13 protein-coding genes are annotated in these 15,520 nt (G+C 72.4%); 2 read left to right on the top strand and 11 right to left on the bottom strand.

What is annotated here, in order from left to right; genetic code table 11:
• Positions 1-13 precede the first annotated feature (13 nt).
• The 9 genes from ACFWJB_RS21210 to ACFWJB_RS21170 form a co-directional block, all read right to left on the bottom strand.
• On the bottom strand, positions 14-256 hold the full coding sequence (locus ACFWJB_RS21210; RefSeq protein WP_161164393.1) for a hypothetical protein: 243 nt from the start codon (positions 254-256) through the stop codon (positions 14-16).
• Positions 253-1,746, bottom strand: coding sequence for an Asp-tRNA(Asn)/Glu-tRNA(Gln) amidotransferase subunit GatA (gene gatA, locus ACFWJB_RS21205; protein WP_385462666.1), 1,494 nt, complete (start codon positions 1,744-1,746; stop codon positions 253-255). Before gatA ends, ACFWJB_RS21210 begins: the two co-directional genes overlap by 4 nt.
• Before the next feature lie 5 nt (positions 1,747-1,751).
• Positions 1,752-2,048 (bottom strand): Asp-tRNA(Asn)/Glu-tRNA(Gln) amidotransferase subunit GatC, encoded by a 297-nt coding sequence (gene gatC, locus ACFWJB_RS21200; protein ID WP_070023066.1) that lies wholly within the window; start codon positions 2,046-2,048, stop codon positions 1,752-1,754.
• Positions 2,049-2,130: 82 nt separating this feature from the next.
• Positions 2,131-2,649 carry a cupin domain-containing protein gene (locus tag ACFWJB_RS21195; RefSeq protein WP_385462670.1) on the bottom strand — a complete coding sequence of 173 codons (519 nt, stop codon included), beginning with the start codon at positions 2,647-2,649 and terminating at the stop codon, positions 2,131-2,133.
• Between the two features lie 145 nt (positions 2,650-2,794).
• Positions 2,795-5,014, bottom strand: coding sequence for a putative bifunctional diguanylate cyclase/phosphodiesterase (locus tag ACFWJB_RS21190; RefSeq protein WP_386924010.1), 2,220 nt, complete (start codon positions 5,012-5,014; stop codon positions 2,795-2,797).
• A gap of 262 nt (positions 5,015-5,276) precedes the next feature.
• Positions 5,277-7,469: an NAD-dependent DNA ligase LigA gene (ligA, locus tag ACFWJB_RS21185; protein WP_386924008.1), complete on the bottom strand. Its 2,193-nt coding sequence runs from the start codon at positions 7,467-7,469 to the stop codon at positions 5,277-5,279.
• Positions 7,470-7,484: 15 nt separating this feature from the next.
• Positions 7,485-8,498, bottom strand: coding sequence for a methionine synthase (locus ACFWJB_RS21180; RefSeq protein WP_386924006.1), 1,014 nt, complete (start codon positions 8,496-8,498; stop codon positions 7,485-7,487).
• A 20-nt stretch (positions 8,499-8,518) separates the two neighbouring features.
• Positions 8,519-9,208, bottom strand: a complete 690-nt coding sequence (locus tag ACFWJB_RS21175) for an SDR family oxidoreductase (protein ID WP_386924004.1) — start codon at positions 9,206-9,208, stop codon at positions 8,519-8,521.
• A gap of 27 nt (positions 9,209-9,235) precedes the next feature.
• On the bottom strand, positions 9,236-9,775 hold the full coding sequence (locus ACFWJB_RS21170; RefSeq protein WP_386924002.1) for a TIGR00730 family Rossman fold protein: 540 nt from the start codon (positions 9,773-9,775) through the stop codon (positions 9,236-9,238).
• Between the two features lie 95 nt (positions 9,776-9,870).
• On the opposite strand from ACFWJB_RS21170, the gene ACFWJB_RS21165 reads away from it, so the two are divergent.
• Together ACFWJB_RS21165 and ACFWJB_RS21160 are read left to right on the top strand one after the other, a co-directional pair.
• The gene (locus tag ACFWJB_RS21165) at positions 9,871-10,194 is read left to right on the top strand and encodes a DUF427 domain-containing protein (RefSeq protein WP_385462689.1); all 324 of its coding nucleotides are present in this window, start codon (positions 9,871-9,873) and stop codon (positions 10,192-10,194) included.
• Positions 10,195-10,231: 37 nt separating this feature from the next.
• Complete coding sequence (locus tag ACFWJB_RS21160) at positions 10,232-11,011, top strand: alpha/beta fold hydrolase (RefSeq protein ID WP_386924000.1); 780 nt, start codon at positions 10,232-10,234, stop codon at positions 11,009-11,011.
• Positions 11,012-11,046: 35 nt separating this feature from the next.
• Here ACFWJB_RS21160 and ACFWJB_RS21155 read toward each other — a convergent pair whose 3' ends face one another.
• Together ACFWJB_RS21155 and ACFWJB_RS21150 are read right to left on the bottom strand one after the other, a co-directional pair.
• Positions 11,047-11,790, bottom strand: coding sequence for a M48 family metallopeptidase (locus tag ACFWJB_RS21155; RefSeq protein WP_386923998.1), 744 nt, complete (start codon positions 11,788-11,790; stop codon positions 11,047-11,049).
• Between the two features lie 53 nt (positions 11,791-11,843).
• A complete protein-coding gene (locus ACFWJB_RS21150) occupies positions 11,844-15,422 on the bottom strand; it encodes a type I restriction endonuclease subunit R (protein ID WP_386923996.1) in 3,579 nt (1,192 codons plus the stop codon).
• Positions 15,423-15,520 lie beyond the last annotated feature (98 nt).

The following is a 15,520-nucleotide window of genomic DNA, read 5'->3' as shown; positions in this document are numbered from 1 at the left end:
TGAAACTTCCCTCTCAGCCCAGCAGGACGTCGTCGTCGCCCAGCCGCTTCAGCTCGCGGTAGAGGATGGCGAGGCCGGTGACGATGGCGGCGGCGGACACGGCGGCGTCGACCAGACGGAGCGTGTCGCTCTCGGTGCGGGCCAGCTTCGCCTGCTTGGCGACGCTGACCGCGCCGAACGCGGTGGTGGCCATGGACAGGTACAGGCCCGACTTGGACTTCTTGAAGCCCTTGGCCTTCGACAGTGCCTTGCTCACAGCGACGGAGCCTCCTCGATCAGCGGGTGGCCCCACTTTTCCACGAAGGCGGCCTCGACGGCGGCGCCGACCTTGTACAGCCGGTCGTCCTTCATGGCGGGGGCGATGATCTGCAGACCCACCGGCAGGTTGTCCTCGGGAGCGAGGCCGCAGGGCAGCGACATGGCCGCGTTGCCCGCCAGGTTGGTGGGGATGGTGCACAGGTCGGCCAGGTACATCGCCATCGGGTCGTCGGCGCGCTCGCCGATCGCGAAGGCGGTGGTCGGGGTCGTCGGGGAGACGATCACGTCGACCTGCTCGAACGCCTTCTCGAAGTCCCGCGTGATGAGGGTGCGGACCTTCTGGGCGCTGCCGTAGTACGCGTCGTAGTAGCCGGAGCTCAGGGCGTACGTGCCGAGCATGATGCGCCGCTTGACCTCGGGGCCGAAGCCGGCCTCGCGGGTCAGGGAGGTGACCTCCTCGGCGGAGTGCGTGCCGTCGTCGCCGGTCCGCAGGCCGTAGCGCAGGCCGTCGAAGCGGGCGAGGTTGGAGGAGCACTCGGAGGGGGCGATCAGGTAGTACGCCGACAGGGCGAGGTCGAAGGACGGGCAGTCCAGCTCGACGATCTCGGCGCCCAGCTCCTTGAGCAGTTCGACGGACTCGTCGAAACGCTGGATGACGCCGGCCTGGTAGCCCTCGCCGCGGAACTGCTTGACGACGCCGACGCGCATGCCGGCGACGCTCCCGTTGCGGGCGGCCTCGACGACCGCGGGGACCGGGGCGTCGATGGAGGTGGAGTCCATCGGGTCGTGCCCGGCGATCACCTCGTGCAGCAGGGCCGCGTCCAGGACCGTGCGGGCACAGGGGCCACCCTGGTCGAGGGAGGAGGAGAAGGCCACCATGCCGTAGCGGGAGACGCCGCCGTACGTCGGCTTGACGCCGACCGTGCCGGTGACGGCCGCGGGCTGGCGGATGGAGCCGCCGGTGTCGGTGCCGATGGCGAGCGGGGCCTGGAAGGCGGCGAGGGCCGCGGAGGAACCGCCGCCGGAGCCACCGGGGATCCTGGTGAGGTCCCAGGGGTTGCCGGTCGGTCCGTAGGCGCTGTTCTCGGTGGAGGACCCCATGGCGAACTCGTCCATGTTGGTCTTGCCGAGGATGACGACGTCGGCGGCCTTCAGGCGCTTGGTGACGGTCGCGTCGTACGGCGGGATCCAGCCCTCGAGGATCTTCGAACCGACGGTCGTGGGCACGCCCTCGGTGGTGAAGATGTCCTTGAGCGCCAGCGGGACGCCGGCCAGCGGGCCGAGCTTCTCGCCGCGCGCCCGCTTCTCGTCCACGGCACGGGCCTGGGCGAGCGCGCCCTCGCGGTCGACGTGCAGGAAGGCGTGCACCTTCTCGTCGACGGCGTCGATGCGTGCCAGGTGGGCCTCGGTGACCTCGACCGCGGTCAGCTCGCCGGAGGCGATCTTCGCGGCGATCTCGGCCGCGGTGAGCTTGATGATGTCGCTCATGGCGGTTACTCCTCCCCCAGGATCTGCGGCACCTTGAAACGCTGCTGCTCCTGGGCCGGGGCGCCGGAGAGCGCCTGCTCGGGCGTGAGCGACGGACGGACCTCGTCCGCGCGCATGACGTTCGTCAGCGGCAGCGGGTGAGAGGTCGGCGGTACGTCTTGGTCGGCGACCTCACTGACGCGGGCGACCGCGCCGATGATGTCGTCCAGCTGTCCCGCGAAGTGCTCGAGCTCTTCGGGCTTCAGCTCCAGACGCGCCAGCCGGGCGAGGTGGGCGACCTCCTCGCGCGTGATGCCAGGCATGCAGCGTTCCTCTGGGGTGAGTGTGGGTGTTTTCGGGCCGATCGGTTCGGGCCCAATCCTATGGGGCCGGGCCGGGTGGCCGTTAAACGGTTTCCCCCGGTGCGGCTCCCCGGCGCCGGGTGTCCCAGATATCGCTGCTCAGGAAGTGGTTGTCGTAGAGGTCCTGGACGTCGAGGATGCTCTCCGGCGGGACCTGGCCGAGACGGATGCGCTGCAGGTGGCGGAAGTACTCGAAGCGCTCCACGCCGGGCGTGAGGACGATGAGCAGGTCGGCGTCGGCACCGGGCACGGCGGCGAAGGCGTGCGGCTTGCCGGGCGGGACGACGACGAGGTCGCCGGGGCCGGCGGTGACGACCTCGTCGCCCGAGAGGATGTCGGCGGCGCCGTCGAGCAGGAAGAACATCTCGGCGGAGTGGTCGTGCCAGTGCGGCTTCGCGCCGTCGGCGCCCGCCGTGAGGGTGACGCGCTGGGTGGACAGGGCGCCACCGGTCGCGCTGCTGTCGGCCAGCAGGCGGACGGTGGTGGGCGCGCGGCCGACGACCTCCGCCTCGGCCTCGCGGACGATCACGGACTCGTGGGACTTCGGAACGAACAGCGACATCGTCGGACCTCTCGGCGACGGTACGGGTGTGTCCGGACGGCTCGGGGCAGCCCGCCCCGATCAAATCACCGCCGACGCGCCGGCCCGCGCGCCGCACGCACGGGTACCCCCGGATGCGGCACCCGGTCGCCGGCGGGCGGGTGTGTCACTCGTCGGTCGCCGCCGCGGGGAGCGCCGCGGCGGGGCGGACCCAGCCGCGTGAGCCCCGGGCGCGCAGCCACGCCGTGGTCTCCTCGGGCGGCATCGCCGCCGCGACCAGCCAGCCCTGTACGGCGTCGCAGCCGAGGTCGCGCAGGCGTTCCCAGGTCTCGTCGTCCTCGACGCCCTCGGCGACGACCAGCAGGCCGAGCGAGTGCGCGAGGTCGACGGTGCAGCGCACGATCTCGGCGTCCTCGGTGTCGACGGCCAGCCGGGCCACGAACGAGCGGTCGATCTTGAGTTCGCTGACCGGGAGCCGGCGCAGGTGCACGAGGGAGGAGTAGCCGGTGCCGAAGTCGTCCAGGGACATCTTCACGCCGTGCGCGGTCAGTCCCGCGAGGGTGTCGGCGGCGCGCTGCGGGTCCTCCAGCAGGACGTGCTCGGTGATCTCCAGCTGGAGTGCCCCGGCCGGGACACCGTGCCGGGCCAGCCGCGCGGCGACCGAGCCGGCGAAGCCGGGGGTGTGGACGTCGCGCGGGGAGACGTTGACCGCGACCGGCACGAACAGGCCCTGGGCCCGCCACCGGGCGACCTGGCCGAGCGCCGTCTCCAGCACGTACTCCGTCAGGTGCGGCATCAGCCCGGAGGACTCCGCGATCGCTATGAACTCGTCGGGCGGCACGCTGCCGCGCTCGGGGTGCACCCAGCGGACCAGCGCCTCCAGGCCGGCCACCTGCCCGTCGAAGCGGACCTTGGGCTGGTAGTGCAGCCGGACCTCGTGGGCGTCCAGGGCCCGGCGCAGATCGCCCAGCAGCCCGAGCCGGTCCGGGGTATTGGAGTCGCGCTTGGACTCGTAGACCTCGACCGCCGTGCGGTCCCGCTTCGCCTGGTACATCGCCACGTCCGCCCGGCGCAGCAGCCCCTCGGCGTCCAGCGCGTGGTCGGGGAAGACGGCGACTCCCGCGCTGGCCTCCAGGACGAGGGTGAGCCCGTCCAGGTCGAGCGGGGAGCTGAGCGCGGCGACGAGGCCCCGGGCGACCCGGGTCGCCGAGGTGGTGGAGTCGGCGACCGGCAGCAGGACGGCGAACTCGTCACCGCCCAGCCGCGCGGCCTCCGCCCCGCGCGGCAGTGCCAGCCGCAGCCGGTCGGCGGTCTGCAACAGCAGCCGGTCACCGGCGAGATGTCCGAGGGTGTCGTTGACCGACCGGAAGCGGTCGAGGTCGATGAGCATCAGGACGGCGCGGGCGCCGGCCCGTTCGGCGTCGTCCAGCGCGGCCCAGGTCCGCTCCAGCAGCCACTGCCGGTTGGGCAGGCCGGTCAGCGGGTCGCGCAGTTGCTCCTCCGCCCGCGCGCGGGCGATCCACAGCGTGGAGTCGAGGGCGATCAGCGGGATGGAGAACAGCGGCAGCAGCAGCGGCTTGGCGACGGCGACCACGCAGACCAGCGGCGCTATGCCGAGCAGCGCGACGGCCACCAGGCCGTGTCTGACCAGGGCGGTGCGGGCGACGGTGGGCAGTCCGGCGCGCGGCGTGTGCAGGTACCAGAGCAGGGCGCGGGTGACGGCGAGGTAGGCGACGGCGACGAGCACCACCTTGGGCGCCGCGTACACGCCCCAGGTGTCCGGGTCCCAGGGGTGCTCCACGGACGGTACGGAGCCGCAGACGCCCAGCAGCAGGGCACCCGCCGCGACGCCGAGGATGTCCACCGCGCCGTGCAGGACGCCCTGGCGCCAGCGGCCCCGGCGGGCGACGCCGACCAGGACGACGACGGTGAGGCTGACCATGCCGGCCGGAACCCAGCCGTAGAGCAGCAGCACGGCGAGGGTGAGGGCGGCGCCCGAGCCGGTGCCGCCCCACCAGCGGGAGCGGCCGAGCATGACCAGGTGGCCGACGACGATGCCGGTCAGCACGGCGAGGGACCAGCCGGCGGTGCCGGACGGGAAGAGGGCGTGGCCCTCGGCGAAGGCGCCGTAGAAGCCGGCGGCGAGGACGAGCCCCGCGGCGGCCACGACCGCGGCGGGCAACGCGGGCCAGTAGGGGCGCCGTTCGGCGTCGGTACCGGCCGGCGCGGACGGGCCTGCGGCCGGCGGGGCGGTGCCCGGGGCGTCCGCCGCGGGGTGCCGTGCGCCGCCACCTCGCTGCCCGAGCCACCGGCTCAACGGCCACGCCCCCGCCAGGTGCCGCGGACGCGGCCGTGAGCCCGCGGCGGCGCTCTCGGTCGGTTCCATTCCCGTCCCTCTCACAGCCGGCGGTGCCCACGCCACGCGGCCCTGCGCCCGACAACCCTCAACGGCTCCGCGCTGGAAAACCCTTCCCCCTGTTCCTTGGGGCAGGGGGATGCCCCCGGCCGCGGCTGGGCACGGCAGGCGCACCCCTCAACAGTAGGCCGCGGAAGGCTTCCTGGGGCACCGGTCGCCGACGGTTGCCCGAATGCGACCCGGCCACCCGTATGCATCTGGTATGCGCCGATCGGGTGGCCTTCAACCGCTATTACTCGGCCGAAAGCGCGGCATCGGCAGCCGCCTCGGGTCCCTGTTCGAGCAGGACGGTGAAACCGCTCTCGTCCAGGACCGGCACCTTCAGCTGCACGGCCTTGTCGTACTTCGACCCCGGGCTGTCGCCGACCACGACGAACGAGGTCTTCTTGGACACCGAACCGGTCACCTTCGCACCCCTGCTCTGGAGGGCCTCCTTGGCTCCGTCCCGGGTGAACTCCTCCAGGGTGCCGGTGACGACGACGGTCAGCCCCTCCAGCGGGCGCGGGCCCTCGTCCTCCCCCGTCGACCGGTCCTCGAGCGGAACTCCGGCCGCCTTCCACTTGCGGACGATCTCGCGGTGCCAGTCCTCGGCGAACCACTCCTTGACGGCGGCGGCGATGGTGCCGCCGACCCCGTCCGTGCCCGCCAGCTCCTCCTCGGTGGCCTGCTCGATGCGGTCGATGGAGCGGAACTCCCGGGCGAGGGCCTGGGCGGCGACCGGCCCCACGTACCGGATGGAGAGGCCGTTGAGGAAGCGGGCCAGCGGCCGGGTCTTCGCCTCCTCGATGTGCTTCAGCAGCGCGAGGGTGTTCTTCTTGGGCTCACCCTCCTTGTTGGCGAAGACCGTGGCGATCTTCTCCTCGCCCGTCTTCGGGTCGCGCTTGGGCAGCCCGCTGTCCGGGTCGAGGACGTACGCCCTGATGGGCAGCAGCTTCTCGACGGTGAGGTCAAACACGTCCCCCTCGTCCACCAGCGGGGGGTCGGCCGGCTCCAGCGGCGCGGTCAGCGCGGCGGCCACGACGTCGCCGAAGTGCTCGATGTCCAGGCACTCCCGGCCGGCGAGGTAGGAGAGGCGGCCGCGCAACTGGGCCGGGCACCTGCGGGCGTTGGGGCAGCGGAGGTCGATGTCGCCCTCCTTCATGGCCCGCAGCGGCGTACCGCACTCGGGGCACTCGGCCGGCATCACGAACTCGCGCTCGCTGCCGTCGCGCAGGTCGGCGACCGGGCCGAGGATCTCCGGGATGACGTCACCGGCCTTGCGCAGCACCACGGTGTCGCCGATGAGCACGCCCTTGGCCTTGACGACCTCCTGGTTGTGCAGGGTGGCGAACTCCACCTCGCTGCCGGCCACGGTGACCGGCTCGACCTGCGCGTACGGGGTGACGCGGCCGGTGCGGCCGACGCCCACCTTGATGTCGACGAGCTTGGTGTTGACCTCCTCCGGCGCGTACTTGTAGGCGATGGCCCAGCGGGGGGCGCGGGCCGTGGAGCCGAGCCGGCCCTGGAGGCGGATCTCGTCGAGCTTGACGACGACGCCGTCGATCTCGTGGGCCACCGAGTGCCGGTTCTCGCCGTAGTGGGCGATGAACTCGCGTACGCCGTCGAGGCCGTCGACCACCCTGTTGTGCGGGGAGGTGGGCAGGCCCCAGGTCTTGAGCAGGTCGTAGGCCTGGGAGAGCCGGGTCATGCCCGAGTAGCCCTCCAGGACGCCGATGCCGTGGACCACCATGTGCAGGGGGCGGGTGGCGGTGACCCGCGGGTCCTTCTGGCGGAGCGAACCGGCCGCCGCGTTGCGCGGGTTGGCGAAGGGCTTGTCCCCCGCCTCGTTCAACCGGGCGTTGAGCTCCTGGAACTTCTCCATCGGGAAGTAGACCTCGCCGCGGATCTCCACGAGGTCGGGAAGCCGGTCGCCCTGCAGCCGCTCCGGGATCTCGGCGATGGTGCGGACGTTGGGGGTGATGTCCTCACCGGTGCGGCCGTCGCCGCGGGTGGCGGCACGGACGAGGCGGCCGCGCTCGTAGGTGAGGTTGACGGCGAGTCCGTCGACCTTCAGCTCGCACAGGAAGTGGTACTCCTGCTCCCCGAGTTCCCTGGCGATGCGCTCGGTCCAGGCGGCGAGTTCCTCGTCGTTGAAGGTGTTGTCCAGGGAGAGCATGCGGGAACGGTGCTCGACGGCCGTGAACTCCGTCTCGTAGGACCCGGCGACCTTCTGGGTCGGGGAGTCCGGGGTGCGCAGCTCCGGGTACTCCTCCTCCAGCTCCTCCAGGGAGCGCAGCAGCCGGTCGAAGTCCGCGTCGGTGATGACGGGGGCGTCGTTCACGTAGTACCGGAAGCGGTGCTCCTCGATCTGCTCAGCGAGCTGCACGTGCTTCTCGCGCGCCTCGGCGGGCACGTTCGTGGTCTCCGCTTGCTTGTCGCCGGCCACCGTGTGGTCCTCCCGTTACTCTGGGTTGTCCGCGAGGGATCTCGCCGCCCGGACGCAGTGGGCGAGGGCCCGGCGGGCGTACTCGGGGGACGCGCCCGCGAGTCCGCACGACGGAGTGACCGTCACCGCCTCCGCGAGAAGCCCCGGATGCAGCCCCAGCCTGCGCCACAGCGTCCTGACACCCATGACGCTACCGGCAGGGTCCGACAATGCCGTGTCCGTGCCCGGGACGACACCGGCGAACAGCCGCGTACCGCCCTCGACCGCCTCGCCGATCGCCTCGTCGTCACGCTCGGTGAGGAGGGAGAAGTCGAAGGAGATGCCCGCGACGCCGGCCCGGCGCAGCAGGGCGAACGGGACGTCGGGGGCGCAGGAGTGGACCACGACGGGCCCGGTGCCGTGGACCCCGACGGTGTCCCGGAGGGTCGCCTCCACGACCTGCCGGTCCACGGCCCGGTGTGTGCGGTAGCCGCTGGCGGTGCGCACCTGCCCGCGCAGCACGGCCGTGAGGGACGGCTCGTCGAGCTGGAGCACGGGCGTCGCGCCGGGCACGCGGCGCCGGACCTCGGCGAGGTGCAGGCGCAGGCCCTCGGCGAGGGAGGCGGCGAGGTCGCGGGTGGCGCCGGCGTCGGACAGGACGGCCTCGCCGTTGCGCAGCTCCAAGGCGGCCGCCAGCGTCCAGGGGCCGACGGCCTGGACCTTCAGCGGTCCCTCGTACCCCTGGGTGAACTCCTCCAGCGCGTCGAGGTCCTCCCCCAACCAGGCCCGGGCCCGCCTGGTGTCCCGGCCCGGCCGGTCGCCGAGGCGCCAGCCGCTGGGCTCCACGCGCGCGTACAGCTCGACGAGCAGGCCGGCGCTGCGGCCGATCATGTCGGCGCCGGGGCCGCGGGCGGGGAGCTCGGGCAGGAAGGGGAAGTCCTCGAAGGTGCCGGTGGCGGTCTTGGCGGCCTCGCGCGCGTCGCCCCCGGGGAGGGAACCGACACCGGTGGCGGGGCCGAAACGGGGGCTGGTCTGGCTGTTGTCGCTCACCCGGCCAGCCTAAGCCGCCGTCACCGCCCCGGGCGCACCGTCAGATCGTTGACCTCGGCGTCCCGGGGGAGGTCCAGGGCCATGACGATCGTCGTGGCGACCGACTCGGGGTCGATCCACCGCTCGGGGTCGTACTCCTTGCCCTCCTGCCGGTGGACCTTGGCCTGCATGGGGCTGGCGGTGCGGCCGGGGTAGACGGAGGTGACGCGGACGCCATTGGCGTGCTCCTCCTGGCGCAGGGAGTCGGCCAGGGCCTTCAGACCGTGCTTGGAGGCGGCGTACGCGGCCCAGCCGGCGTGGGCGTTGAGCCCGGAACCGGAGTTGACGAAGAGGACGTGGCCCTGGGCGACGCGGAGCTGGGGCAGGAAGAGGCGGGTCAGCTCGGCGGGGGCGACCAGGTTGACGCCGAGCTGGTGCCGCCAGGTCCTGGGGGTGAGGTCGCCGACCGGGCCGAGGTCGACCACGCCCGCGATGTGCAGCAGGGAGTCGACGCGGTCGGGCAGCGTCTGGTGGGAGAACGCCCAGGAGAGCTTCTCGGGGTCCGCCAGGTCGCCGACCAGCGTCTTCGCGCCGGGGAACGCGGCCGCCAGTTCCTTCGCGCGGCCCGCGTCGCGCGCGTGCAGCACGACCTCGTCGCCGCGCTCGTGCAGGCGGCGGGTCACGGCCGCGCCGATGCCGGAGCCCGCTCCGGTGATCACATGTGTAGCCATGCCCGCCATGCTCGCATCATCGCGGGCTCACGCCACGCCCTGGCTCTCCTCCAGGTAGGCCAGCGCGCCGACCGGCTCCTCGGCGAAGAGGACCAGCTCGGTGAGGGGGCGCGGCAGGAAGCCCTCGTCCTCCATGCGGCGGAACTGCTCCTTGAGGCCGTCGTAGAAGCCCTCCGTGTTGAGCAGGACGACCGGCTTGTCGGTGTGCCCGTGCTTCTTCAGCTCCAGGATCTCCGTCGCCTCGTCCAGGGTGCCGGTGCCGCCCACCATGATCACGACGGCGTCGGCCCTCTCCAGCAGCAGCCGCTTGCGCTCGGCGAGGTCCTTGGCGATCACCATCTCGTCGGCGCCCTCGCGCGCCTTGGCCGCCAGGAAGTCCACGGACACGCCGAGCAGCCTGCCGCCGGCCTCGTGCACGCCGTCGGCGACGACCTTCATCAGCCCGGTGTCCGAACCGCCCCACACGAGCGTGTGCCCGCCCTTGCCGAGGAGGGTGCCGAACTCCTTCGCGGGGCGCGTGTAGCGCTCGTCGAGGTCGGCGGCGGAGAGGAAGACGCAGATGTTCATGCGCCCACGGTACGGCGGTGGTGCCGCCCGGGAAGAACCCGGCTCCGACGCACGCTGTAAGGACAGACGTGGCCGACCGAGGAGGAGCGAGCATCGTGACGAAGGGTCATCGCATCACCATCGAGCGGAGCGACCGGCACGTGCGCGTGGTGCACGGCGGGCAGGTCCTGGCGGAGAGCGACGGGGCACTGGTCCTGCGCGAGACGGGCTGTCCCGACCGGTACTACCTCCCGGCCGAGGACGTACGCCTGGACCTGCTGACGCCGTCCGGCACCCGCACGCACTGCCCGTTCAAGGGCGACGCGTCCTACTGGTCGCTGCCGGACAAGGCGGACCTCGTCTGGGCCTACCCGGACCCGAAGCCGGACGTGGCGGAGATCAAGGACCACCTGTGTTTCTACGACGTCGAGGTGTCCTGAGGGATGAAACGCGTGCCGTAGGGCAGTGTGCACAAACATGGACAAGAAGACCCTTTCGCTTGACGGCACACGCATCGCGTACGAGCGCGCCGGGCAGGGGCCGGCCGTCATCCTGGTCAGCGGCGCGATGTCCACGGGTGCGACGGTGGCGCCCCTGGCCGCGGAGCTGTCGGACCGTTTCGACGTCACCGTGTACGACCGCCGGGGCCGCGGCGGGAGCGGTGACACGGCGCCCTACGCCGTGGAGCGCGAGGTCGAGGACCTGGCGGCCCTGATCGGGGTGGTCGGCGGCGAGGCGTCGCTGTACGGCATCTCGTCGGGCGGCGCGCTGGTGCTGCGGGCGGCGGCGAGCGGCCTGCCGGTGCGCCGGGCCGCCGTGTACGAGGTGCCGTACGCCATGGACGACGACGCCGCACGGGCCCGCGCGGAGTACACCGAGCGGCTGGGCGAGGCGCTCGGGCGGGGCCGGCGCGGGGACGCGGTGGAGCTGTTCCTGCGGCTCACCGGCCTGGGCGAGGAGATGATCCGGGGCGCCCGCCAGTCGCCGATGTGGGCCGGCCTGGAGTCGGTCGCACCGAGCCTCGCGTACGACGACGCGGTGATGGGCGACGCCCGGGTGCCGCGGTCCCGGCTGGCGGAGATCACCGTGCCCGTGCTGGCCCTGGCGGGCGACGCGGGTGCCGCGTGGATGCGCGAGGCGGCGCGGGCCGTCGCCGACGCCGTGCCCGACGGCACGTACCGGACGCTCGGGGGCCAGAGCCACATGGTGGAGCCGGGCGTGCTGGCGCCGGTGCTGGCGGAGTTCTTCGTGGGCTGAGGAGCCACATGATTTCGCGGAGGCGGGGCCCTAGGTCATCTCACGGCGCCTCGCCACAGCTCCGGTTCCCGCTCAGCGAAACGGTGCTCGCGCTCGTCCGCGTCTGGCAGCGTGCGCCGGACCAGCGCGCGGAACGCGGTACCGTGCCCGGGCGTCCGCAGGTGGCACAGTTCGTGGACGAGGACGAGGTCGACCAGTGCGGCGGGCAACTGCAGGACGGCCCAGTGGACGGTGATGGTGCCGTCGGGGGCGCAAGCGCCCCACCGGGAACCCAGGTCGCGTACTTCCAGTGCTTTCGGTGACACCCCGATCGTTCCGGCGTACGAGGGCGCGCGTACGGCGAGCCACCGGCCTCCGCACGCCCTGTACCACTCGGCGATGGCCTTCCCGCCTGCCCGCCGGTGGGCGGGCCGGGGCAGTTCGAGCCAGCCCTGGTTCAGGCGCACCCGCCGCCCCTCGCCCGCCGGGACGATCCGCAACCGATGCCGGCGGCCGAGGTAGGCGAAGCCCGTCCCGTCCACCAGCTCCTTGACCTGTTCGGCGGGGCGCTCGCGCCGGCGCCGTACCTCGTCCGCGAGCCGGGGCAGCCGGGACCGCACGGCGTCGGCCACCTCGCGGGGATCGGCGTCCGGCGGCACGGCGAAGCGCACACCGCCGTCCGGGGCGACGTCGATGCCCAGGGTCCGGCGCCGGGGACGGACGACGAGCTCCCACTCCCACTCGTCGGGGAGCGGCAGCGCGGCGATCGCCTGCTGGGCGGGATGGACGGGGCCGGTCACCCGCCATTCCTACCACCGGGCGGAACGGCTCGGGCGAGGGTGGTCCGTGGCGGTCAGTCGGTGCGGCGCCGGTAGCGCAGGAAGTCGGCGTGCCGGTCGCGGGCGAGTTCCACCAGGTCCCCGGCGAGCGGACCGCCCCGCTCCCAGTCCACGTGCAGGTTCTCCTCCAGGTGGACGCGCAGTTCCCGGCGCACCCGGATCTGGGTGTCCGCGAGGACGACGAAGTCCTGGGAGCCGACGAGCCGCGCGATCTCTGCGGTGAGGTCGAGGGCCCCTTGGAAGAGGTCTACCCCCTCCGGCCTTCCGGTCTCCTCGAATGCGTCCTTCAGCAGCCTGTGGACCGGTTGTTCGGTCCATCGGTCGAGATCGCGCACCCGGTCGTCCCCGGGGTCCACGTAACCCCCGTCCTCGGCCGCGAGGACATCGGTGCGCAGGGCCGCGAGCGCGGCCGCGGCCTGTTCGAAGTTGTCGCCCATCTGGCGGACGATCTCCTCCAACCGGGCGCTGAACCGCTGGTGGAGCGTGCGGTCGGAGCCGAGGCGGGCGTCGATGTGGAGCCGGATCCTGCTCCTCATGTAGTCGGTTCTGGTCCGCGGGTCCGGGTTGGCGTCCACCCGCTCCATGAAGTCCGCCGCCGACAGCTCGACCGACGGTATACGTTCCTCGATGCCCGAGACCCGCAGGTGGCGGGAGATGAGCCGGCGCACCTTGGCGCCGTAGCGGCGCGGGCTGAAGTCGTCGCGTCCGTCCAGGTAGCGCTGCCGGGCAAGGTACTGGGTCTCGCCCAGCAGGCGCGCGTCGGTCTCGTACTTCAGGGCGGCGGGCCTCGGCAGCACGGCGTTGAGCGCGGTCAGGAAGTCGCGTACGAGTTCGTCGAACTCGCCCAGCAGCAGGGGGTCGGCGAGCGCGGCGAGCAGGTCGTCGCGCTGCCGCTGGTCGGCCAGCGAGGTGACGCCCCGGTCCACGAGGAGTTCGGTGAGCTGTTTGCGCAGGTCGGCCAGGCGGTCGTCGGCGGCGGCCTCGGTCTCCAGCCACATCCTGTCGCGAACCGGCTGGTCACCCTCGTAGTCCGGCTTCAGGTGGTCGAGGGACAGGTCCTCGTAGCCGTACACGGCGCGCAGGTGGGCCTCGTCGTACTCGGTCAGGGAACGGGCGAGTTCGGGCCCGACACCGATGTAGTCGACGACCTGGCCCCATGCCTTGTGCGGGTACAGGCGGTTGGTGCGGGCCACCGCCTGGAGCAGTCCGACGCCGGAGAGCGGACAATCGAGGTAGAGAACCTGCTCGACGGGGGCGTCGAAGCCGGTGAGCAGCATGGACTGGACGACCAGGAAGGCCATCGGGCCGTCCGCGTCCCCGTCCTCGGCCTGTGCTGTACCGTCCCGGTCGCCAGGCCGGTCGGCGTGCCACGGGTCGCCCGACGTGCCGGTCCCTCCGGGATACGCGGCGTGCTCGGGTCTGCCGTGTGTCGTCGCCTCCCAGGAGGGATCGTCCGCGGCGGCACGCGGGTCGCCGAGTCCGCGCTTGAAGCGCGCGATGTACGCGTCCTGCCGGGACTTGGCCGTCCAGGTCTTCCAGTCCTCCGGGTCGGGGGTCGGCCCCGAGGACGCCTGGGAGATGACCACCGCGGCGTCGATGGAGCGGAGCAGGGTCTTGTGGGGCAGCAGGTCCAGCAGTTCCCGTTCCTCGGGGGAGGCCGTGTCGTAGCCGCTCGGGTCGTACGCCAGGTCGCGGTCGAGCGCGTCGAGCTCCGCCACGAGGCGGGCCCGGGCGGCGAGCAGTGCCTCGCGGTAGCGGAAGGCCGCCTTCCGGGACACCGTCACGACCTGCGCGCCGAACCGGTCCGGCAGTGCGGTGCGCGCCCAGTGGCGCAGCATGTGCTCGGCCTTGTCCGCGATCACCGACGGCGTTTCGAGGACTTCCTTCTTGCGGGCGAACTTCCGCAGAACCCGTTCCCGCTGCTTCGGGTCGGCGGGGACCTCCACGTCGAAGGACGCGTCCAGGACGGCCTTCTCGATGACTTCGAGGCGCACGTGGTGGGCCTCGTAGCGCACGGGGACGACGGCCCGGTCGGTCTCGGCGTCACGCAGGGTGTAGGTGTCGGTGAAGTCGCCGAAGATGTCTTCGGTGGTCTTGCGCGCCTTGCTGAGGATGGGGGTGCCGGTGAAGCCGACCAGGACGGCGTTCGGCAGCATGGCGCGCAGCCGGGCGTGCTGCCAGGCGAGGTGTCCCCGGTGCGCCTCGTCGACCAGGACGACGATGTCGTGCCCGGGATTGGCGACATGATTCTGGACCACGTCCTGCTCGTCCGGCGTCTCGGCGAGCTTCTCCTCGCGGCCGTCCCAGGCGGTGTCGTCCCGGCGCGCCTTCTGGAGCATCACCAGGGTGACGTCGGGGACGTCGACGGCGAGGTACTGGCGGGCCTGTTCGACCGTGCGTGAGCGGTAGATCTTCTCCTCGGCGGCGGCGAGGCTGCGCCGGATCTGCTTCTCCAGGTCGATGCGGTCGGTGACCACGACGACCTTGTGTCCGCGCAGGTCCTTGGTGCTCCTGAGGTGACGGACGAGGAAGGCCATGGTGAGGCTCTTGCCGGAGCCCTGGGTGTGCCAGACGACCCCGCCGCGCTGGTGGACGTCCTCCCCCGCGTCGAGGGCCCGGCGGCGCTCGCGGAGCGTCGCGGCGATCGCGTGGACCGCCCGGAACTGCTGGAAGCGACCGACGGCCTTCACGGTGCGTGAGCCGTGCCGGGTCTCGGTCGTGAAGTCCCTGATGAGGGTGAGGAGGTGGGTCGGCCGCAGGACGCCGGCGACCAGCGTCTGCTGCGCCGAGAGCTCCCGGTCCTCCGGGACCCCGCTCTCGGCCTTGACCTCCGCCTCCCGGGCGGGTGCCACGGTCCGCCAGGGCGCGAAGTGCTCGGCCTCGGCGGTGACGGTGCCGAGTTCGGCGTGCGTCCAGTCGGTGCCGACGAGCAGCTGCGCGAAGCGGGTGAAGTCGGCCACGGGGTCGGGAGCGTCCGTGCCCGCGTAGGCGATGACCTCCATGACCGCCTGGTCGAGGGCGAAGCGCGCGTCCTTGCGGCTGCTGGTCACGGGCGCCTTGCACTCGACGACCACCCAGGGCAGGCCGTTCACGAACAGCACCAGGTCGGGGGTGGCGGCCGGGGCGCCGGGACGTTCCACCCGGAACTGGGAGACGGCCAGGAAGTCGTTGCCGTCCTCGAACCGCCCGTCCCAGTCGACGAGTCGGACATGCTCGGGGTCGCCCTTGGTCCAGCCGGGGATCGTCCGGGCGGGAATGCCCTCCCTCAGCAGCCGGGTGACTTCTAAGTTCGCGGTGACGCCCCGCCCGGCCGCGCCCTGACCGGGGGCAGTGCCTCGCACGCGGGCGAGGACGTAATCGAGCTGCTGGGCGGTGAGCCAGGAGGTACCGTCCTCCGGGCGGACGTTGATCCGGGCCACGGCGTTGCGGAACCGGTCCGCGTAGACGATGTCGGTGAACGACCTGCGCCCGGAGTCCTCGGGTCGGGTGGCGGGCTGTCCCGGGGGCGCGCCCCGCAGGTGTTCCCACCCCAGGGCCTCCAGCTGCTCGATCAGCGGCCGTTCGACCTTCACGTACTCCGGCTGTTCCGCCACCGGCTCCCCTTGCCCCGCCCGTCGCCGTACGCACCGCTCACATCATCGTGAACAGAGGTGCGGATCAGCCTACCTGCGGGAGTGGTTGACGTCAGGAG

It is taken from the genome of Streptomyces sp. NPDC127100, assembly GCF_042724095.1.
In the GTDB taxonomy this organism is placed as follows: Bacteria; Actinomycetota; Actinomycetes; order Streptomycetales; family Streptomycetaceae; genus Streptomyces.
Note: the sequence above shows the minus strand (reverse complement) of the source record. Positions and strands in the feature narration are given on the sequence as shown.

What these genes read in the sequence shown, in the direction of transcription:
- ACFWJB_RS21190 (WP_386924010.1), bottom strand. Translation starts at nt 5,014, where the DNA reads ATGGAACCGACCGAGAGCGCCGCCGCGGGCTCACGGCCGCGTCCGCGG.
- ACFWJB_RS21160 (WP_386924000.1), top strand. Translation starts at nt 10,232, where the DNA reads ATGGACAAGAAGACCCTTTCGCTTGACGGCACACGCATCGCGTACGAG.
- ACFWJB_RS21195 (WP_385462670.1), bottom strand. Translation starts at nt 2,649, where the DNA reads ATGTCGCTGTTCGTTCCGAAGTCCCACGAGTCCGTGATCGTCCGCGAG.
- ACFWJB_RS21170 (WP_386924002.1), bottom strand. Translation starts at nt 9,775, where the DNA reads ATGAACATCTGCGTCTTCCTCTCCGCCGCCGACCTCGACGAGCGCTAC.
- gatC (WP_070023066.1), bottom strand. Translation starts at nt 2,048, where the DNA reads ATGCCTGGCATCACGCGCGAGGAGGTCGCCCACCTCGCCCGGCTGGCG.
- ACFWJB_RS21175 (WP_386924004.1), bottom strand. Translation starts at nt 9,208, where the DNA reads ATGGCTACACATGTGATCACCGGAGCGGGCTCCGGCATCGGCGCGGCC.
- gatA (WP_385462666.1), bottom strand. Translation starts at nt 1,746, where the DNA reads ATGAGCGACATCATCAAGCTCACCGCGGCCGAGATCGCCGCGAAGATC.